A 19,010-nucleotide genomic window follows, 5' to 3' on the forward strand; every position below is an offset into this window, starting at 1 on the left:
AAATTTGTTCAATGCCGACTACCTGACCGGGAAATGCCATGCGTCGCACCCTGAGAATCCTTATTGGCACGACTGTCTTTCTGCCGGGGGCCCTGGCAGCCGAACTCAACCACCTGCCGCAACCGTGGCGGCAGGAAGCTGTGGTTATGGGCGCAGACGAAACCGACAATGAGGAACGCTACCTCCATGAACTGTCTTTCCAACACAGCCAGCCCGCACCGTCGGTGATTGATAACGGTATCCGCGGGACCGGTGGCAGCGTCGGTAGCCGGCGACTGTATCTGGATTTCCGGTTCCGCCAGGACTTCGGCTTTAACGAGAATCGCCAGGGTTTCCTGCTCGACATACAGCGCAGCGAGGACTTTGACGGCAGCTACGATCGACAGCTCGTGGGGTTTCGCCACCAGCTCACCGATGCCACAGAGGTCTGGCTGCAGGGAGACGTGTTTCCGGACAAATCCCGCTCGGACATATACTTCAGCGGTCGCCACAGCTTCAGCAACGAATCCTGGATCCACGGCAGCTGGATTTTGCCCGACGCCTATTTCAACAGCAAAACCCGCAGTGACGATGCTTTTGTGGACCCCGCCCAAAGCTTCTTTATCCAGTGGCATCAACCCGCCGCGAAACATCAGCTCGGCACCACCGCTTCGGTAACCTATTCTCCACCCTCCACTTTTGAGAGCCGTGAGGAGAGCCTGGTGGTGGAAAATGAAACCATCCGGGGCGCGCTAACCCACCAACTCCGACGCGGCCACTGGTCGCTGCGAGCAGCACTGGGCGGCGAGTACACCCGCCGCCATTACACTCTGGACGAGCGCCCCGGCACCATAGCCACCAGCCGCGACCACATCAGTTTCGATGTCGAAGCCGTTCATAAACACCACCGCCTGCAACCCGGCATCGGGATGCATTATTTTTATCTCAGGGAACAGGGGTATACGGGCCGAAACCTTGATGAAATTGCTGACGTGCGCCGCAAAGAGCCCAGTTTATCGGGGCAGTTCAGGTTGCCACTGACCCCTGCTGTTACACTCACGCCCTCGATCTACCTGAGCGTTCCGGACATCGAACAGAACTATTCAAAAAGCGGTGATGATAACCACCACGGGTTTACCGGCAAAGTCGCATTGCCCTTCGACATTGTGCTGTCCCGGGAAGAAAATGCCATTCTGACCCTCGCGACTACCTTTTATCTGCACAAGGCGGCGTTCGGCGGCGGCAACCTCCAGTTGCACTGGCCTATGTAGGCGCGAGCCAGCTTTCCGCAGTAATCGCTTCATCCAGGCTCGGATAGAACCGGATCACGCCCTCTTCGGGCCTGACACCGGCCCTGGCCAACGTGCGCAAAGGCTGGAACTGAAGATCGGCAACAACGACCTGCGTTCCGTCCCGCCTGCAGGTGTCGATAAGCTTGTTCAGGGCCGACAGGCCACCCGCATCCAGTATCGTCACGCCGTCCATGTAGAGAATGAAACCGCGTGCACTGGATGACAGCTGCGCCAGTTCCCCGAAAATACGATCAGCGGCTGCGAAGAATAAAGGGCCGTTGATCTTGAATACCTGCCAGCCATCAGGCAGCCGGGCACCTGCCATCCGTTTGCTGTCAGTAATGTCGGTCACCCGGGTCATCTGTGCCATTTCCCGCATGAACAATACGGCCGCCAACAGGATCCCGGTGGTGATCGCAATCACCATATCCAGTAACACCGTCAGCGAAAAACAGGTGATGAACACCAGTATGTCGCTGCGCGGGGCGGTTTTCAGCAGATGGAGAGATTTCGGCGCCTCACTCATGTTCCAGGCCACCATTACCAGCAGCGCTGCCATGGCCGCCATCGGAAGATAGGCCAGTAGCGGTGCCAGTGACACCAGCGCCAGCAGAACCACCAGGGCGTGCATCATTGCCGAGACCGGAGACTCCGCACCAGCGCGGTAATTGGCTGCCGAACGGGCAATGGCGGCTGTTGCGGTAATACCGCCGAAAAACGGCGTGATCACATTGCCGATACCCTGCCCCAGCAGTTCGCTGTTGGCGCTGTGGCGCTTGCCGCTCATACCGTCCAGCACCACCGCACACAGCAGCGATTCAATGGCCCCCAGCATGGCGATGGCAAAGGCAGCCGGCAGCAGGTCCCGCACCATGGACCAGCTTATGCCAAGAGGCTCGCCGCTGGCGTCCGGGCGCTGCCAGGGCCAGGCAAACTCCGGCAGAAAGGGCGGAATACCGGCACCGGTCGAACCATCCGCGAGCAGATAACTGAAGCGGGAGCCAATGGTTTCTATCGCTGCACCATTGGCATTCAACGCCAACGCCAGAAGGCTGCCAATGATTACCGCCGGCAGATGTGGTGGTACCGGCGTCCTCAGCCGGGGCCAAAGCAGCATCACCGCCAGCGTGGCTATCGCAACCAGCGTGGTGGTGCCATCCAGCCCCGGCAGCGCCTGAGCAACAACTGCCAGCTTGTCCCAGTAGTGCTCCGGCATCTGCTCGATGCCCAGACCGAAAAAGTCCTTCACCTGCAAGGTGGCAATCACCACGGCAATGCCGCCGGTGAAACCCAGAGTGACGGCCTCGGGAATGTATTCGATAAAGCGGCCCAGCCGCATCAGCGCCATAATGATCAGAAGCACGCCTGACATCAGCGATGCCAGCAGCAGACCACCAAGCCCATAGGTCTGGGCAATGGGATAGAGAATCACTACAAACGCGGCAGTCGGGCCAGAAACGCTGAAACGGCTACCGCCGGTCAATGCGATCACGAACCCGGCAATGAAGGCGGTGTAGAGCCCGTACTGGGGTGGCACACCGCTGGCAATCGCCAGTGCCATCGCCAACGGGATAGCAATAATGCCGACCGTAACCCCTGCCATCACATCGCGGCCAAGACGTTTTGTGGTATAGCGCTCGTCAATGCAGGCCGCGCGAAAACCATGGGCAAGTCGCAGGGAAAACAGGTGGGCACGGTGTGGCATCGGACATCCCGAACAATATTCAGAAAAACAAAAGGCTGACAGCCAAACGGGTTTCGTGATCGTATAGGACATTATGACGAACTACTCTCACACTCTCGTAATAGTCGCCTGCCTGCTGTTCGCAGGCTGTGCCGCCCAGTCCGCAAGCGACCCGAAAATGGTGCCGCCACAATCGCAATATGATTCTGTCATTACCGACAACAATGGTAACCTGCTCTCTATTAACGGGCTGGCAAAACAACTGGCACCAGCAGATGTGGTGGTGATCGGCGAGTACCATGGCCACCATGGCGCCCACCTGCTGCAATCACTGGTGCAGTCGGCCCTTTACCAGCGACGACCGCAGCAGGTGTTGAGCATGGAGCAATTCACCCTCAACGAGCAGCCGGAGCTGGACAGATACCTCGCCGGGCAGACCGGCGAAGAAGAGCTGATTGCAGACACTGACGCCTGGCCCAACTACAAGGCATCTTATCGGCCCCTGATCGAATTCTCCAGGAACCGGAACATTCCGGTGATTGCCGCCAACGCGCCCGCGGACATTGTTCGTTGCATCGGCCGCACCGGAGCAGACTATCTTGAAAGACTCGACAAAGAGCAACGCCGGCAGTTACCGGAGGCGCCCTTTGTTGACACTCCCGGCTATCGCAAAAAGTTCCTCGACACCCTTGGCGGGAGTCATGGCACAGGCCACGACCAGACAGATAACAGCGAACGCCTGGAAAACAGCTACAAGGCCCAGTTGCTAAGGGACAATACCATGGCAGATCGGGTGATCAGAGCGCTGGAGGAGCATCCCGGTCACCAGGTTATTCACCTCACAGGCACTTTCCATTCGGAACACCGCCTGGGCATGGTTGCAGTGCTGGAAAAGAAACGCCCGGATCTCGAGGTTGCCGTTGTCAGTCCCGTCTTCTGGCACTCGGGTGATGATCTGGACAGCCTGCTGGAGGCCAATCGCGGCAAAGGCGATTTTCTCTATTTCCTGCGGCCACTGCCTGAGCAGTACAAGGACAGCGAACGCCATCGTGAGGCCATCATGGAACAATTCCGTAACGCGCCAGAGCTTTCCTGTGATTGAACCGTATCAGGGTCCGCAGATCACACCGCCTTCCTCCGCCCCGCCTGAATCACGATAGCGATGCCGCCGAGAATGGCGATACCGGCAACCACCAGTCTCAACGTCAGCGGCTCGCTCAGCAGCAGAACACCACCAACCGCGGCAATCACCGGGACACTGAGCTGGACCGTAGCAGCCGTTGTTGCCTGCAGCAGCGGCAGCGCCATGTACCAGATGGCATAGCCCATACCCGAGGCAATGGCCCCGGAAGCGACTGCATAGCCCATCCCCGCCATATCAATAGTGGCACTGGTCATCATCACCAGGCTCAGCACCACCGTCATCGGCACGGCACGGATAAAATTGCCGGTGGTGACAGCCGTTGGCTCACCGGCGCCTTTCGCCCGCAGGGAATACACGCCCCAGGCAATGCCGGCACCGATCATCAACAGGGAACTGAATAACGGTGGTGCAGTGAGGCCGGGCAGTAACAGCCCCACCAGGCCGGAAAAGGCCACCACAAAACCCACCCACTGCCACAGGTGCGGGCGGTCACCGCGAAGGAAACCGATGCTGATCATGGTGGCCTGGACCGCGCCAAACAGCAGCAGGGCGCCCATGGCTGCGGACAGACCACCATAGGCGTAGGAGAAAGCAGCAGCATAGGCAAACAGGGCCAGGGCGGAGCCCCAGGAACCCTGCTTCATGGGTGCCCGATTGCCGCGAAGGCTGAGCAGCAGCCACAGCATTAACGCGCCGGACACCAGGCGGACACTGGTAAAGGTGGCCGCGTCGATATCGGTGTCACGCAATGCCGCCCGGCAAAGCAGTGAATTGCCAGCAAAGGCAGTCATGGCAGCAGAGGTCAGCAGCAAGGTACGCAATCGAGACAAGACAACACTCCCGGGCAGACGGATCGGAACCTATCCAGTGTAGGCGCTGACCGGAAAATTGCTTATTGCTCAATAGTCGATTTCAGACGACTACTGAAGACCTGTTCGTCGCCGGCTCCGAACAATACAAAGCGCACCCGTTTTACACTCTCCAGCCGCGGCAGGACCTGTTTGACGGTGTTCAGGGCAACCTCCGCCGCGCCTTCTACCGGATAGCCGAAAGCCCCCGCCGATATGGCGGGAAATGCAATGGACTCAATGGCCTTGCTGTCCGCCAGTTCCAGCGCATTGCGGTAGCACTCTGCCAGCCAGTAATCAGATGGCTCATCAACGCCGTACACCGGCCCCAGGCAATGAATGACAAACCTGTTTGGCAGGTTATGGCCCCCGGAGATAACCGCCTCGCCGGGCCGGATCGGGGCCATGGGGCGGCATTCTTCTGCCAGCCCCGGCCCTGCTGCGTCGTGGAGGGCGCCGGCAACGCCGCCACCGGGCATCAGTTCTGCATTCGCCGCGTTGACCACCGCCTCGATGTCGTCCTGGTGGGTAATATCACCGCGCACGCATTCCACTATTTTTCCGTTCAGCTCGATCTGCGCCATACCAACCTCCTCAGTCACCTTCAAAAAATAGTCATTCCTGACGATTCCAGCAAGGCCTGAACCGCGGCAACCATCTGTCGACCGTATGGATGCCGGTTATTGTGTCTGCACCATTTCATCGGTGACCTGATAAGCCCCGGCCAGCCAGTCAAAAATTTCCCTGGCGGCCGGGTGATCGAACCGGCGGTAGCATTCGGTCATTGCCTGGCGGCGCTCACTGCTGATTCTTTCCAGCCCCGCATCCTGCAGTACCAGCAGATCGGCCGTTATCTGCCGCGCCAGGTCCTTACCCACGACCTCTTCAGCCGCCCGCCGGAACGCCTGGCCATATTGATACCCCGGCCCCTGCTGATAGCTCTGGGCCAGGGTGATGGCGGGGATGGTTGTCAGCGTTGGCTGCAATGCAGGATTGATGGCATGGCCGGCAAGATAGTTGCTGTTGGCCGCGGGCCTTCCGGTAAATCCCCGCAGATGGAGGTGGCGGGACATACGGTCACCATCGTTCACCGGGTAGTTGTCCCACAGTACGGGTTTACGCCCGAGCGCCTCCGCGACACGCTGCAGGTGGCCCGGTGATATCTCCCGGGAACACACTTCCTCACCTGTCCAGAATACCTGCACTGACGGATCCAGCGCCTTGCCAAGGTCTTCCAGATAATGCTCGGGGCGCTGGCCGAATACCCGGTCCAGCACGGGGTCGTCAGAATAGTAACTGGGGCAGACTGTGATCTGTTCGGCGCCGCTTCGCCCGGCCACCCAGTGAATGATGTCGGCCTGGCGGGTGGCCAGATCTGGCGTGCCACTCTTCATATCGTCAAACAGTATTGCCAGGTCGGTGATGCCCAGCCGATCAAAAGCCCCCAGCTTGTCCGCCAGCGCCGTTCTCGCGGAATTGTCGAAGTTATTGAAGACTTCAAACGGGCTGAGCCCCACACCGAAGCGCACGCCCTGCTCACGGCAGAAAGCGGCAAAATCGGATAACTCGCCTGCTACCGGGGCTGGGTGAGGCTCGCTCCAGCGGCGGCGGAGAAAGGCATCGGCCTTGGGCGCGTACCAGTAATTACGGTAGCCATGGGGCGCCAGCGCCAGCACAAGCTGCCGGCGCTGCTCCCAGCTCCATAATGGACCGTAGAAGCCTTCGATAATGCCCAGCGGGGGCTGTTCTGACATCGGTTTGTTCCACCTTTCAGGTGCCGGAATAGATTAAAGTATTGCCGAGATTAACGTACAGAATGTTCTCTGATCATCGCATACTCACCTCAATGTCCGCTAAACTCGCACCATCAGTATTCAATTAACAGCTCACAAGATAATGTGCGACATAGGAGCGCAGCGAATGGACATAAAAACCTTTGAAGACCTGATCATCTGGGCCCGCGAGCTCCATGCCAACCTTTCCCGATGCCTTTCGGAGTGTTCCAGCAAACACCCGAACGAACAGGCGCAGGGGCTGCTAACCTATCTGGCTGGCCACGAATCGGAACTGGCGCGTATTACCGCCGAATTCGAGAAACAGGCCGCCCCCAACGCGCTGAAGACAAGAGTCTACGATTATCTGAACGGCGAACACAAACGTATCAAAGCGCATGAAACTTGTGATGGTCATTACGCTGATCTCGACTTTGATGGCATTGAGCGGGAAGTGTTCGCGTTCCACGACCAGCTAATCGATCTTTACGACAGCCTGGCCGGCAAGGCAGAAATTCCGGAAGCAAAAGAGCTGGTGGAATCAATGCGTACAATGGAGGAACAGGAAGCCATGAGGCTGGCCAGCCAGGTCAGCAGAATGAATGACGTCTGAGGTTTACCCCGCCCGGTAACGAAAGCTGGAAATCGAGCGCTGTTATGGGTACTGTATATAAAAACAGTACTTCGGATTTCGTTATGAAAACGCGCGCGACACCGATCAATCCAAAAAATCGCTTCCAGTCCATCGTCACGGACCGAGAATGCGACGACGGCTGGTATCAGGATCCGGCTGATGAAGCCTGCCCCGACTCCCTGGCTACGGAAGTTACAGAGGAGCAGGCACGTTCAATCATCAGCCGCAACCGCTCTCCCGACATACCCTTCGACCAATCCATCAATCCCTACCGGGGTTGCGAGCATGCCTGCATCTACTGTTTCGCCCGGCCTACCCACGCTTACTGGGACATGTCCCCGGGGCTGGACTTTGAAACCCGGTTGATTGCCAAGCCCAATGCGGCGGACCAACTTCGCAGAGAGCTCGACAAGCCCGGTTACCGGGTGTCCCCTATCGCCCTCGGCATAAATACCGATGCGTACCAGCCGATTGAAAAACAGCGTGAAATTACCAGAGACATCCTCAAAGTGCTGGTCGAGTATCGCCATCCGGTGTCCATCATTACCAAGGGTGCGTTGATCCTGCGTGACCTGGACCTGTTATCGGAGCTGGCAGGCCAGGGCCTGTGCACCGCCAGTGTCAGCCTTACTACCCTCGACAACAGCCTCAAACGCCAGATGGAGCCGCGAACGGCGGCGCCAGCCACGCGCCTGAAGATTATTCGCGAACTTGCTGCCGCGGGCGTACCGACCGGCATCATTATTGGGCCGGTGATACCGTTCATCAATGACCATGAGATCGAGGCGATACTGGAAGCCGGTGCCGGGGCAGGTGCGGAACGCGCAAGCTGGATCATGCTGCGCCTGCCCCTGGAACTGGACGAACTGTTCCAGGACTGGTTACAACGGCATTTCCCCCAGCGTGCCGAACATGTGATGTCCCGCATCCGTGACCTCAGAGGGGGCAAGAGCTACCAATCGCGATGGGGCGAGAGAATGACAGGAAAGGGTCCCTACGCGGATCTGGTGCGTCAGCGTTTCAACAGGAAAGCCAGAAGCCTGGGCCTTGGCGGGCATGAAGCCGAACCAATGCGCAGGGACCTGTTCCGCCGACCGGGTGGTGAACAAATGCAGTTGATATGACCATAAATTGCACCAGATCAGTGCGTTATACAGCAGAAGCTAAGACCTAGGTCGTAGAGAGGACGGTTATCCGTTCCGCTGGCTGTCGATTATTGCTAACTTCGCCTACAATCAAGAGTTACTCATCCTGAAATGGAAGAGGCTCTCGACACAACAACGACATAAGAGGCTGAAAGAACAATGAAGTTACGTTCTGCTCTATCCGCGGCTGTGCTGGCTGTAGCAACTACGTTTGCTTCCGCACAGGCCCTCGCTCAAGAAACCTTCACCCTCCGCCTGGCAGAGACCTGGGGGCCAAACTTTCCGATATTCGGTGACACCACCAAGAACTTTGCCGAGCGCGTCGAGAAAATGTCCGACGGTCGACTCAAGGTCCGCATCGATTCCGCCAACAAGCACAAAGCTCCCCTGGGCGTGTTTGATATGGTCAAGGCCGGCCAGTACGACATGGGGCACTCCGCTTCCTACTACTGGAAAGGCAAGGTTCCAAACACCCTGTTTTTCACCAGCATGCCCTTCGGCATGATCGCCATGGAACAATATGCCTGGTTCTACCATGGCGGCGGCATGGAGTTGATGCAGGAAGTTTACGAGCCCCATAACATGCTGTCATTCCCGGGCGGCAACACCGGCGTTCAGATGGGTGGCTGGTTCCGTGAAGAAATCAAATCCCTGGAAGACCTGGAAGGGCTGAAAATGCGCATCCCGGGCTTTGCGGGCGAAGTCTTCGCAGAAGTCGGTGTTAACCCGACCAACATCGCCCCCGGCGAGCTCTACACCTCGCTGGAACGTAACACCATTGATGCCGTGGAATGGGTAGGCCCGGCACTGGACCTGCGCCTTGGCTTCCAGCAGATCGCCGATTACTACTACACCGGCTGGCATGAGCCTGCCACCGAACTGCAGTTCCTGGTCAACAAGAAGGTATGGGAGAAACTTCCCGCCGATCTGCAGGAAATCATGCGCATAGCGATGCGCACCGCTTCCTATGACATGCTGGTTCATTCCCAGCACGCCAACGCGGAAGCCTGGGACACCATCAGGGAAGATTACCCGAACGTACAGATCAAGCAGTTCCCGCAGGAGATCTTCCAGGCCATGTACGAGGCCAACGAGAAACTGCTCGATGAAGTCGCCAAAGATAATGAGCAGGCGGCAAAAATCGTAAAGTCCCAGGAAGAATATCTCGAGAAAAGCCGTGCCTATACGGACATTTCCGAGCGCGCTTACCTCAACACGATGGCAGAAGTCGAGTAACATACAGGCTGTAAAGGGGCCGGGATCGCTCTATGGGGGTCCCGGCTTTGCCGTTTATAGTAACCGGAAAATCGCCAGCTGATCTGGTGGAGGACAATCAATGCGTTGGATTATCAAGCTGGACGAGGGCCTGGCATGGCTGTCCATCTTTTGCGGCTGGGTGGCCTGTGCAGCAATGATACTGATGGCTGGCAACGTCTTCTACGATGTGGTGGCACGCTACGCTTTTAACGAAGTTTCCATCGGTATGCAGGAAATGGAGTGGCACCTGTACTCGGTGGTGTTCCTGTTCGGCATCCCCTATGCCCTTCGTACCGACGGGCACGTCCGGGTTGATGTTCTCTATGCCCGCTGGAGCGACAGAACCAAGGCGTGGATCAACCTTGTCGGGGCTTTCGTCTTCATCATACCGTTCTCCTATCTGATCTGGAACTACGGCTATAATTTCGCCGTCGAGTCTTACAGCATGGGCGAAGGCAGCGGTGACCCCGGAGGACTTCCGTATCGCTGGATCATCAAGAGCATGATCCCAATATCCGCGGTGTTTACCGCAATAGCCGGACTCAATATGGCAACACACGCCCTGCGGGTCATGTCCGGCGAGAAGACCTACGAAGCAAAACACGGCGCGGAGGGTCTGGCATGATTGGTATGATCATGTTCGGTGTTGCCCTCCTGATGCTGATGCTGGGCTTCCCGGTTGCCTTTACCTTTGGCGGTGTTGCGCTGTTCTTCGGTGTCTTTGCTGAAGGCATGGATCTGTTCGCCTTCATGCCCTACCGCATCATGAGCATAATGCAGAACACCACGCTGATGGCGGTGCCGCTGTTTATCTTCATGGGCGTTGTTCTCCAGCGCACCAAACTGGCGGCGCAGTTACTGACCTCTATGGGTCGGCTGTTCGGCGGCCTGCCCGGAGGCCTGGCCATTTCCACCATTCTGGTGGGAGCGCTGCTCGCGGCCTCTACCGGTGTAGTCGGTGCCAGCGTGGTTGCCATGGGCCTGATTTCGCTGCCGGTCATGCTTGCCCACGGTTACGACAAGCGGCTCGCCACTGGCACCATCTGCGGCGCCGGTACCCTGGGGCAGATCGTTCCACCCTCGATTATTCTTATCATTCTCGGTGATGTGCTCGGCCTACCGGTGGGGGATCTGTTCAAGGCTGCCGTCATACCCGGCGTGGTTCTGGTCAGCCTTTACATCGTCTACATACTCGTTCTTACCCGTTTCAAGCCTGAAACCGCACCAGCAATGCCTGATGACAGCGGCCTCTCCCGCGGGAAAGAGATCATCGCGGCACTGCTTGCGATCATCCCGCCACTGGCGCTGATTGTCGTTGTGCTGGGCTCCATCTTTGCGGGCATTGCCACCCCAACCGAGTCCTCGGCTCTTGGCGGTGTTGGCGCCATCGTGCTGGCCCTGGCTTACCGCCAGTTCTCGTTCCAGATGGTCTGGGACGCTTCCAAGGACACGGTCAAGGTAACCGCCATGGTGTTCGCCATTCTGATCGGTGCAACAGCATTCTCGATGGTCTTCAGCTACACCGGAGGCGACTACCTTCTGGAAGAGTGGATACTTCAACTCCCCGGGGAGAAGTGGGGATTCATCATCCTTGCCATGCTGGTTATTCTGGTGCTGGGTTTCTTCATCGATTTCGTGGAAATCTCCTTCATCATTGTGCCGATCCTGGCCCCGATTGCGGAAGCACTGGGCGTCAACATGCTGTGGTTCGCCATCCTGATCGCCATGAATCTGCAAACCAGTTTCCTGACGCCCCCGTTCGGGTTCAGTCTGTTCTACCTAAAGGGGGTGTCACCGCCCACGGTAAAGACCACTGACATCTACAAAGGGGTTTTGCCGTTCATACTGATGCAGGTACTGGTCCTGGGCCTGATCGTCATATTCCCGGAATGGTTCGGTATGAGCTCCTCGTACTGACAGCAATCAGGCCAACAGCAATCACTGTACCGGGGCTCCCAGTCCCGGTACGAATCCGCTTTGCTCCCACCTGAAGACACCATAGCCACCACCCCGTTTTCACGGGCATGACAAAACCCGCCTGTTTTCTATACTATTAAGTAAGGAGGCGATTCTCAGTTATGATATTGGGGCACGCCTGGATGCTGAATCACGGTTGACCGGCAACAGTCGACCTCAGCCTGCGACTAACCAGCCGCTATAGGGAGACATGGAACGATGAGTCAAAGCACCGTCCGGAAAGCCGCCAATCAAAACGACGAGCGCCAGGATGACAGGCCAAACCTTCTCACGCTGCCGCTGGAAGAGCAGCAGGCAGACAGAGAACCCCATAGCTATGAACGCTGGCTGATCGCCAAACTACTGCGCATGGTAGGTTCGCCCCCGGTGCGGTTCCAGTTATGGAATGATGAATTTATTGAAGCCGAAGAGGGTACGGCCCGTTTCACCCTGAGGCTGACCGATCCCAAGGCTCTGGTTGCTCTGGCCACCAACCCCAATCTGGCGTTTGGCGACCTGTACAGCGCCGGCCGACTGCAAGTGGATGGCGATCTGACAGAGCTGATGGAAACGCTCTATCGCGCGGTACACAAGGCACGGCAACAGTGGCCCAGGTGGCTCGAAACGCTGTGGCGAAACCATAACCCACGCTCGACCGGTTTGTCGGAGGCAAAAGAAAACATTCACCATCACTACGACCTGGGCAACGAGTTTTACAAGCTCTGGCTGGACCAGGCGGAGATGCAGTACACCTGTGCCTATTACGAAACTCCTGACCTGACGCTGGAGCAGGCCCAGCTGGCAAAACTGGAACACGTATGCCGAAAATTGCGCCTGAAACCCGGAATGACGGTGGTGGAAGCCGGCTGTGGCTGGGGGGGGCTGGCACGCTATATGGCCCGCAACTATGGTGTCAGGGTTCACTCCTACAACATTTCCAGGGAACAGCTGACCTATGCGCGGGAAGAAGCCCGACGCCAGGAGCTCGACCACCTGATTGATTACGTCGAGGACGACTACCGCAACATCAGCGGGCAGTATGATGCTTTTGTATCCATCGGCATGCTCGAGCATGTGGGCAAGGAAAACTACCAGGCGCTTTCAGAACTGATTCGTCGCTCCCTCAAGCCTGATGGCATGGCATTGCTGCACAGCATCGGCCGCAACCGACCCATGCTGATGAACGCCTGGATCGAGAAACGTATTTTCCCCGGTGCCTATCCGCCCAGCATCTCCGAGTTCATGGGCATTTGTGAGCATGGTGGCTTCTCGGTGCTGGATGTCGAGAATCTGAGACTGCACTATGCCCAGACACTTACCCACTGGAAGGAACGTTTCCAGAACAGCATGGATAAGGTAACGGAGATGTACGATGAGCACTTTGCCCGTGCCTGGGAAATGTATCTGGCCGGATCCACAGCGGCGTTCCAGGCCGGAGGGCTACAGCTGTTCCAGGTGGTTTTCACTCATGGCGAGAACAACGAGGTGCCGCAAAGCCGTCAGGATATCTACACCTTCCCCGCTGCCCCGGAGACCTGCTGATGGAGTACTATGACCTGATAATCGTCGGTGCCGGACCCGCAGGATCGACCCTGGCCCGCTCACTTCAGGACAGTGGCAAGCGTATCCTGATTATTGACAAACAGGATTTCCCGCGTGACAAAACCTGTGCCGGCTGGGTTACTCCGGCAGTGATGGAAAGCCTGAATATTGATACCAGTGATTACGGCTCCGGGCGGACACTGCAGCCAATCCGGAAATTCCGGATTGGCATGATGGGCCAACCGGCTGTGGAGAACGACCACGGCGATATCGTCAGCTATGGTATAAGGCGGTGCGAGTTCGATGCCTATCTGCTGGATCGGGTAACGGCCCCGAAACAGTTGAAAACGCCAGTCAAATCCATCGTTCGCCGGGACGGCAACTGGGTGGTTAACGACACTTGGGAAGCGCCATTGATTGTGGGTGCCGGAGGCCACTTCTGCCCTGTTGCGAAGTTACTTGGCGACGGTCCCGGCAGCCACGAGACTGTGGTGGCCGCCAAGGAAGTGGAGTTCGAGATGACACCCCAGCAGGCAGAGGTTTGCCAGGCCCGTGGTGACACGCCCGAACTCTGGTTCTGCCGCGACCTCAAGGGCTACGCATGGGTCTTCCGCAAGGACAACTTCCTCAATATCGGCCTTGGCCGCGAGGATAACCACAAACTCAGTGAGCACCTGAACAACTTCGTGGACGAAATGAAATCAGAAGGGCGCATCCCGGCTGATCTGCCTGGCCGATTCAAGGGTCATGCCTATCTTCTGTACGCTCACGCCGAAAGGCCACTGGTGGATGATGGGCTGTTGCTGATCGGGGATTCTGCCGGTCTGGCCTACACCCAGAGTGGCGAAGGCATTCGCCCCGCCATCGAATCCGCGCTGATGGCGGCAGACATTATCCGGGACAGGGAAGATTACTCCGCCCAGTCACTGCAAGCATATGGTGAAGCCATTGCCAGCCGTTTTGGCAACCGCGCGGTACCCCGGGAAAACGGCTGGCAGGTACCGGACTGGGTCAAGATGCCACTGGCCAGCACCCTGATGCGCTCCCACTGGTTTACCCGCAAGGTGGTCACTGAGAAATGGTTCCTGCACCAGCAAGTGCCACTCCTTGAAAGCGTCGCCAATGGCTGACCTGAGACGAAAAAATGGCGACTAGACGGTCGCCATTTTTTTCAGGAAAAGACTAGCCCACCGGGTTTACTGACCCAGGTAACTCCGATACATCCAGACGGTTTTTTCCTGCTCAGAGATATAGTCGCTCATCAGGGCCACCGTGCCTTCGTCGTCGGCATCGCCAGCCAGGTGCAGCAACTCACGCTGCTTGCCAATCAGTCTGGCAAAGCTTTCAACAATATTTTCCACTGCATCTTTGCCATCGGCGACATCTTTGCGCTCCGGCACGTCTGACTTCTCGATATAGGTGCTGTAAGCGTGAGCGGGCCGGTGCCCCAGGGTCAGGACCCGCTCGGCAATCTCATCAATTTTCAGCAGCAAGTCGTCATAAAGTTCCTCGAACTTGGCGTGCAGCTCGAAGAAATTATCGCCCTTGATGTTCCAGTGATAACCGCGCACATTCATGTAAAAGATCTGGTAATTGGACAACAGATCGTTCAGTGAATTCGCCAGTTGCTGGGTTTTTTCGGTATCTAAACCAATAAAGTTCTTGCTCATAACGTGTCTCCTTGACTGTTATCTGGATTTACTGGCTACCACACTAACCAGACATGATCGATAGGTAAAGCTTGGTTATCCAATGCAGGCCATAGTCCAAAACAATCCATACAGCGCTTAATCAATAGCCATTAGCTATAGATTTTTTCCAGACAATCAATACCGTTGCCTATTTCTTCCACGAAAAGATCTGGGCTCGCAGGCAACAGAATGCAAGGGATTCGGCCCGCAATGCCTCGGGGCCTGTGGCCAGAAGTTTCTGAAGCCGTTCCCCTGCCATGTTAACCGCCGGGGCCGCAGTCAAGACATTGTTCAACCGGAGGCGGGCCAATATCCAGGTTGCGGCTAAGATCCCTGAGAGCAGTGCGTAGCCCCTCTTCGATAACCGGATGGTAAAACGGCATATCCAGCATTTCAGTTACGGTCATGCGATTCTGTACGGCCCAGGCCAGCAGGTGGCCAATATGCTCAGCAGCGGGCCCAAACATTTCTGCGCCAAGAAACAGCCCGCTGCCTCGCTCGCCGTAAAGGTGTAACAACCCCTTGTTGGCGCCGATGACACGACTACGCCCCTGACTTTCAAACGATACCTCACCGATGGCATAACATCCCTTGCACCGCTCATCGACTTGCTTGAGAGTCATACCCACTGTGGCAATCTGCGGGTCGGTAAACACGACACCCAGCGGCACCCGCCGCAATCCTGCCCGTACGTCGGGATAACGGCCAGCATTGTCACCGGCAATGCGCCCTTCATCGGCTGCTTCGTGCAGTAACGGTGCTTCGTTATTGGCATCGCCGACGATGAATACATGGCTGTCACCGCACTGAAGCGTATAGTGGTCAAATAACGGGGAGCCCTGGTCATCCTGGGCAATATCGGCATTCCTGATATCCAGTTCATCCACATTCGGCCGCCGGCCCGTGGCAGCCAGCAGATAGTCAAATGCTTCCGTCACATCCCCCCCCTCGGGATCCGTAAACCGGATGCTTACCCCTTCAGGCGTTCTTTCCACAGACTGGACCTTTGCATCGGCATCCAGGGGAAATTCGTCATTAAACGACTTCAACGCGTACTGCCGGATGGCGTCCTCCTGCAACGGCCCAACGGCCCCGCCGACGCCAAACATGCGAACCCGAATCCCGAGGCGGCTGAGCGCCTGACCCAGCTCCAGACCAATAATGCCGGGACCGAACACCGCCACCGATTGTGGCAGGTCTTGCCACTCAAACACATCATCGTTAACGATCAGGCGATCCTTGGCTTCCTTGAGAAAACCGGGGATATTGGGCCGGGAGCCGGTGGCAATCACCACCCGCCCGGCCTCTATTTCCAGGTTATCGCCGACAGCAATCCGGTTTGGCGACAGGAACCGGGCATGACCGCGAACCCGATGCGCCTCGGGGAAGCCTTCAACGGCCTCCAGCACAAAACTCACAAATCGGTCCCGCTCCCGGCGCACCCTTTCCATCACCGCCTTGCCGTCAATCCGGACATCACCTGGGTGAATACCAAACATTGAAGCCTTCGTCATGTGGTGAGCACTGTCTGCTGCCGCAATCAGCAGTTTGCTTGGCATACAGCCAACTCTGGCGCAGGTGGTCCCGTAGGGACCGCCCTCAATCATCACCACGTCGTCCGTGTGCTTGCGCGCTGCACGATAGGCACCCATGCCAGCCGTGCCTGCTCCGATAATCGCGACATCTACCTTGCGTTTGTCCACGTCAGCAACTCCTGGGCCGTCAAATTTTCCAGACTCTTGCCTGAGTATAGAAGCTAAATCCGGGAATGGTTCAGTTCCGCATCAAGGCACCGTTTGCATGCGGCACAGGACTTTTTGATCCCGGCCTTCTAGACTGACACCCTGCCCGCAAATCCGCCGTGGAGACAACCAGACATGCCCAATTACTGGCCGGAGTTCATTACCGTTGCCATCATCCACTTCCTTGCCGTCGCCAGCCCCGGCCCGGACTTCGCAGTGATGCTTCGCCAGGCCCTGTGCCAAAGCCGACGTAACGCTCTTCTGACCGCGTTTGGCATCGGCACGGGCATACTCATTCACGTGGGCTATTCCCTGCTGGGCATCGGACTGATCATCCAGCAATCCCTGGTACTGTTCAGCATTCTCAAGGTTGTCGGCGCGGTGTACCTTACCTGGATTGCCATCCAGTGCCTGCGCTCAAAAGCCGGCGGCGTCCATGTGGAGACCACCAACGGGGAACCGCAATCCGGTTTTTCAGCCTATCGCCTGGGCTTTCTTACCAACGCTCTGAACCCGAAAGCCACGCTGTTCTTCGTGTCGCTATTCTCTGTAATCATCAGCCCGGGCACACCGATCGCGATCCAGTCCGCCTACGGTATCTACATGGCGGTAGCAACGGGACTGTGGTTCATGGCGGTAGCGGTGTTCTTCACACTGCCCCGGATCCGCAAGGCGTTTAACCGCTTCGGCTACTGGCTGGACCGCCTGATGGGCGGCGTCTTACTGTTGCTGGCAGGACAGTTGCTGTTTTCAACGGTTTCCGGAGAAGGGAGTATTCAGGGTAAAGAGTAACCCGAAATGCCAAGGGATAAACCGATAAAGCCCGGGCGCCATTCTGAAGGCCTCTTCCAGAACCGTGGAGCGCCAGGGATGGCGCGACCGAGCCCTACATGGACGTATTTACGGGCGTGTTCTGGAAGAGGCCTTCAGACCGGCGCATACACTAAATCCGGATTCACAGGCCACGCAACAGCTCTTCGGTTTGCTCCCAGCTGATACAGGGATCGGTCAGGGAACACCCGTAAACCAGATCGTTACTATCATTCTGACGGCCTTCTTCAAGAAAACTTTCCAACATCAAACCCGCGATATTCCGGTTACCTGTGCGTTTCTGGCTCATCACTTCCCGGGCAATCTCAAGTTGTCGCGACGACTGTTTCCGGGCGTTGTCGTGGCTGCAATCAACCATCACTGAAGCAGAGACGCCCGCAGTGGACAGGGCGTCCATCGCTTCCCGGATACTATCGGCATCGTAATTGGTAATACCCCGTCCACCACGTAAAACAAGGTGGGTATCGGGGTTGCCCTGTGTTGTGATCATCGCAGGGGAGCCATTAATTCCAACGCCGAAACAGTGATGGGGATGGGCTGCCGATTTCATCGCGTTGATGGCTGGGCCAATGCTGCCGTCCGTGCCGTTCTTGAAGCCCGTCGGCATGGGCAGGCCGCTGACCAGCTCCCGGTGAACCTGGGACTCGGTGGTGCGGGCGCCAATGGCGGCCCAGCTCACCAGGTCGCCGAGGTAGTCCATGGCAAACGGGCTGAGGGCTTCGGTAGCCAGAGGGAGGCCCATGTCAGAGAGGTTCAGCAACAGGCGGCGGGAGCGCAGGAGGCCTTCGTTGAGGTCGCCGGTGCCCGTGCGTTCGGGATCGTAGAGCAGGCCTTTCCAGCCGACGGTGGTACGGGGCTTTTCGAGGTAGGCACGCATAATGATCAGGAAGCGGTCACTGACATCGTCCGCCAGCTTTTTCAGCTTCTCGCCATATTCCAATGCCGCCACTTCATCGTGTATGGAGCAGGGGCCGATAACCACTATCGTTCTTGAATCCTCACCGTGCAGTACACGACGAATGGATTCGCGGTGCCGCTGTATCTGGGCCCGCACCTCGGTGGGTAAGGGCAGGCTGGCGCGAAGTTCCGCCGGCGTCGGCAGCCGAATCTCACCGCTTGCGCGATCTGTCCGGGTGGGCTGGCTCGCCTCTTTCGGTGTCTCGATATTCAGCGACATGTTCATGGTCAGTGTTCCCGTTTCCCTGTGTCAGAATCAGAAAAGCCCCGGCTGGGCTACCAGTCGGGGCTTTTTGAGTCCGGTGGCAGCCTGGGTTTCTGCCGGGCTGCCTTCCTCGTTATTCGGTCGATGAAGATCCTATGGGCGGCCCCGGCTCTGGCTAAAATAAAAGCCATAACCAAACCACCAGAAAAACACAGCATTAACTGCCGCCATCGGTTTTTCTCCGAAAGCTTGCAGAACATTCAATTGACAGGCCGTGTGTGTCGTCTTCATGCTTTCCAATATATATCCCCGGATTCGCGGTTTGCAACCC

At 57.4% G+C, this 19,010-nt stretch carries 18 protein-coding genes; 11 read left to right on the forward strand and 7 right to left on the reverse strand.

Annotated features, from left to right (window positions below):
* Positions 1–38: 38 nt before the first annotated feature.
* The gene (locus tag DIT72_RS03365) at positions 39–1,250 is read left to right on the forward strand and encodes a hypothetical protein (RefSeq protein ID WP_135953774.1); all 1,212 of its coding nucleotides are present in this window, start codon (positions 39–41) and stop codon (positions 1,248–1,250) included.
* Here the strand turns inward: DIT72_RS03365 and dauA are convergent.
* Positions 1,243–2,976, reverse strand: coding sequence for a C4-dicarboxylic acid transporter DauA (dauA, locus tag DIT72_RS03370; RefSeq protein ID WP_135953775.1), 1,734 nt, complete (start codon positions 2,974–2,976; stop codon positions 1,243–1,245). The two genes, DIT72_RS03365 and dauA, sit on opposite strands and share 8 nt — an antisense overlap.
* A 73-nt stretch (positions 2,977–3,049) precedes the next feature.
* Here dauA and DIT72_RS03375 point away from each other — a divergent pair, with 73 nt between their 5' ends.
* Complete coding sequence (locus DIT72_RS03375) at positions 3,050–4,057, forward strand: ChaN family lipoprotein (RefSeq protein WP_228260716.1); 1,008 nt, start codon at positions 3,050–3,052, stop codon at positions 4,055–4,057.
* A gap of 20 nt (positions 4,058–4,077) precedes the next feature.
* Here the strand turns inward: DIT72_RS03375 and DIT72_RS03380 are convergent, their stop codons facing one another.
* The 3 genes from DIT72_RS03380 to DIT72_RS03390 form a co-directional block, all read right to left on the reverse strand.
* On the reverse strand, positions 4,078–4,929 hold the full coding sequence (locus DIT72_RS03380) for a DMT family transporter (RefSeq protein WP_135953776.1): 852 nt from the start codon (positions 4,927–4,929) through the stop codon (positions 4,078–4,080).
* A gap of 62 nt (positions 4,930–4,991) precedes the next feature.
* On the reverse strand, positions 4,992–5,531 hold the full coding sequence (locus DIT72_RS03385) for a macro domain-containing protein (RefSeq protein ID WP_135953777.1): 540 nt from the start codon (positions 5,529–5,531) through the stop codon (positions 4,992–4,994).
* 96 nt (positions 5,532–5,627) lie between these two features.
* On the reverse strand, positions 5,628–6,701 hold the full coding sequence (locus tag DIT72_RS03390) for a beta-N-acetylglucosaminidase domain-containing protein (protein WP_135953778.1): 1,074 nt from the start codon (positions 6,699–6,701) through the stop codon (positions 5,628–5,630).
* A 166-nt stretch (positions 6,702–6,867) separates the two neighbouring features.
* On the opposite strand from DIT72_RS03390, the gene DIT72_RS03395 reads away from it, so the two are divergent.
* The 7 genes from DIT72_RS03395 (at position 6,868) to DIT72_RS03425 (ending at position 14,383) form a co-directional block, all read left to right on the forward strand.
* On the forward strand, positions 6,868–7,332 hold the full coding sequence (locus DIT72_RS03395) for an ATPase (RefSeq protein WP_135953779.1): 465 nt from the start codon (positions 6,868–6,870) through the stop codon (positions 7,330–7,332).
* A gap of 83 nt (positions 7,333–7,415) precedes the next feature.
* Positions 7,416–8,477 (forward strand): PA0069 family radical SAM protein, encoded by a 1,062-nt coding sequence (locus DIT72_RS03400; RefSeq protein WP_135953780.1) that lies wholly within the window; start codon positions 7,416–7,418, stop codon positions 8,475–8,477.
* 180 nt (positions 8,478–8,657) lie between these two features.
* Positions 8,658–9,734, forward strand: a complete 1,077-nt coding sequence (locus DIT72_RS03405) for a TRAP transporter substrate-binding protein (protein ID WP_135953781.1) — start codon at positions 8,658–8,660, stop codon at positions 9,732–9,734.
* Positions 9,735–9,834: 100 nt separating this feature from the next.
* A complete protein-coding gene (locus DIT72_RS03410; RefSeq protein WP_135953782.1) occupies positions 9,835–10,380 on the forward strand; it encodes a TRAP transporter small permease subunit in 546 nt (181 codons plus the stop codon).
* On the forward strand, positions 10,377–11,672 hold the full coding sequence (locus DIT72_RS03415; RefSeq protein ID WP_135953783.1) for a TRAP transporter large permease: 1,296 nt from the start codon (positions 10,377–10,379) through the stop codon (positions 11,670–11,672). The genes DIT72_RS03410 and DIT72_RS03415 overlap by 4 nt, the downstream gene beginning before the upstream one ends.
* A gap of 258 nt (positions 11,673–11,930) precedes the next feature.
* Positions 11,931–13,253 (forward strand): SAM-dependent methyltransferase, encoded by a 1,323-nt coding sequence (locus tag DIT72_RS03420; RefSeq protein ID WP_135953784.1) that lies wholly within the window; start codon positions 11,931–11,933, stop codon positions 13,251–13,253.
* Positions 13,253–14,383, forward strand: a complete 1,131-nt coding sequence (locus tag DIT72_RS03425; protein ID WP_135953785.1) for an NAD(P)/FAD-dependent oxidoreductase — start codon at positions 13,253–13,255, stop codon at positions 14,381–14,383. Before DIT72_RS03420 ends, DIT72_RS03425 begins: the two co-directional genes overlap by 1 nt.
* A gap of 66 nt (positions 14,384–14,449) precedes the next feature.
* On the opposite strand, the gene DIT72_RS03430 is transcribed toward DIT72_RS03425, so the two are convergent.
* Complete coding sequence (locus tag DIT72_RS03430; protein WP_135953786.1) at positions 14,450–14,923, reverse strand: Dps family protein; 474 nt, start codon at positions 14,921–14,923, stop codon at positions 14,450–14,452.
* Between the two features lie 137 nt (positions 14,924–15,060).
* Here DIT72_RS03430 and DIT72_RS18545 point away from each other — a divergent pair, with 137 nt between their 5' ends.
* On the forward strand, positions 15,061–15,186 hold the full coding sequence (locus tag DIT72_RS18545) for a DUF2061 domain-containing protein (protein WP_135954717.1): 126 nt from the start codon (positions 15,061–15,063) through the stop codon (positions 15,184–15,186).
* Positions 15,187–15,204: 18 nt separating this feature from the next.
* On the opposite strand, the gene DIT72_RS03440 is transcribed toward DIT72_RS18545, so the two are convergent.
* The gene (locus tag DIT72_RS03440; protein WP_135953787.1) at positions 15,205–16,647 is read right to left on the reverse strand and encodes a dihydrolipoyl dehydrogenase; all 1,443 of its coding nucleotides are present in this window, start codon (positions 16,645–16,647) and stop codon (positions 15,205–15,207) included.
* A gap of 174 nt (positions 16,648–16,821) precedes the next feature.
* Between DIT72_RS03440 and DIT72_RS03445 the strand changes: the two genes are divergently transcribed.
* Complete coding sequence (locus DIT72_RS03445) at positions 16,822–17,478, forward strand: LysE family translocator (protein ID WP_135953788.1); 657 nt, start codon at positions 16,822–16,824, stop codon at positions 17,476–17,478.
* 163 nt (positions 17,479–17,641) lie between these two features.
* Here the strand turns inward: DIT72_RS03445 and DIT72_RS03450 are convergent, their stop codons facing one another.
* On the reverse strand, positions 17,642–18,700 hold the full coding sequence (locus tag DIT72_RS03450) for a 3-deoxy-7-phosphoheptulonate synthase (RefSeq protein ID WP_135953789.1): 1,059 nt from the start codon (positions 18,698–18,700) through the stop codon (positions 17,642–17,644).
* Between the last annotated feature and the right edge of the window lie 310 nt (positions 18,701–19,010).

Origin of the sequence: Marinobacter orientalis, from assembly GCF_004792665.1 — a bacterium.
GTDB lineage: Bacteria > Pseudomonadota > Gammaproteobacteria > Pseudomonadales > Oleiphilaceae > Marinobacter > Marinobacter orientalis.

What these genes read in the sequence shown, in the direction of transcription:
- DIT72_RS03385 (WP_135953777.1), bottom strand. Translation starts at nt 5,531, where the DNA reads ATGGCGCAGATCGAGCTGAACGGAAAAATAGTGGAATGCGTGCGCGGT.
- DIT72_RS03450 (WP_135953789.1), bottom strand. Translation starts at nt 18,700, where the DNA reads ATGAACATGTCGCTGAATATCGAGACACCGAAAGAGGCGAGCCAGCCC.
- DIT72_RS03405 (WP_135953781.1), top strand. Translation starts at nt 8,658, where the DNA reads ATGAAGTTACGTTCTGCTCTATCCGCGGCTGTGCTGGCTGTAGCAACT.
- DIT72_RS03365 (WP_135953774.1), top strand. Translation starts at nt 39, where the DNA reads ATGCGTCGCACCCTGAGAATCCTTATTGGCACGACTGTCTTTCTGCCG.
- DIT72_RS03375 (WP_228260716.1), top strand. Translation starts at nt 3,050, where the DNA reads ATGACGAACTACTCTCACACTCTCGTAATAGTCGCCTGCCTGCTGTTC.
- DIT72_RS03430 (WP_135953786.1), bottom strand. Translation starts at nt 14,923, where the DNA reads ATGAGCAAGAACTTTATTGGTTTAGATACCGAAAAAACCCAGCAACTG.
- DIT72_RS03415 (WP_135953783.1), top strand. Translation starts at nt 10,377, where the DNA reads ATGATTGGTATGATCATGTTCGGTGTTGCCCTCCTGATGCTGATGCTG.
- DIT72_RS03420 (WP_135953784.1), top strand. Translation starts at nt 11,931, where the DNA reads ATGAGTCAAAGCACCGTCCGGAAAGCCGCCAATCAAAACGACGAGCGC.
- DIT72_RS03400 (WP_135953780.1), top strand. Translation starts at nt 7,416, where the DNA reads ATGAAAACGCGCGCGACACCGATCAATCCAAAAAATCGCTTCCAGTCC.
- dauA (WP_135953775.1), bottom strand. Translation starts at nt 2,976, where the DNA reads ATGCCACACCGTGCCCACCTGTTTTCCCTGCGACTTGCCCATGGTTTT.
- DIT72_RS03395 (WP_135953779.1), top strand. Translation starts at nt 6,868, where the DNA reads ATGGACATAAAAACCTTTGAAGACCTGATCATCTGGGCCCGCGAGCTC.
- DIT72_RS03425 (WP_135953785.1), top strand. Translation starts at nt 13,253, where the DNA reads ATGGAGTACTATGACCTGATAATCGTCGGTGCCGGACCCGCAGGATCG.
- DIT72_RS03445 (WP_135953788.1), top strand. Translation starts at nt 16,822, where the DNA reads ATGCCCAATTACTGGCCGGAGTTCATTACCGTTGCCATCATCCACTTC.
- DIT72_RS03410 (WP_135953782.1), top strand. Translation starts at nt 9,835, where the DNA reads ATGCGTTGGATTATCAAGCTGGACGAGGGCCTGGCATGGCTGTCCATC.
- DIT72_RS03390 (WP_135953778.1), bottom strand. Translation starts at nt 6,701, where the DNA reads ATGTCAGAACAGCCCCCGCTGGGCATTATCGAAGGCTTCTACGGTCCA.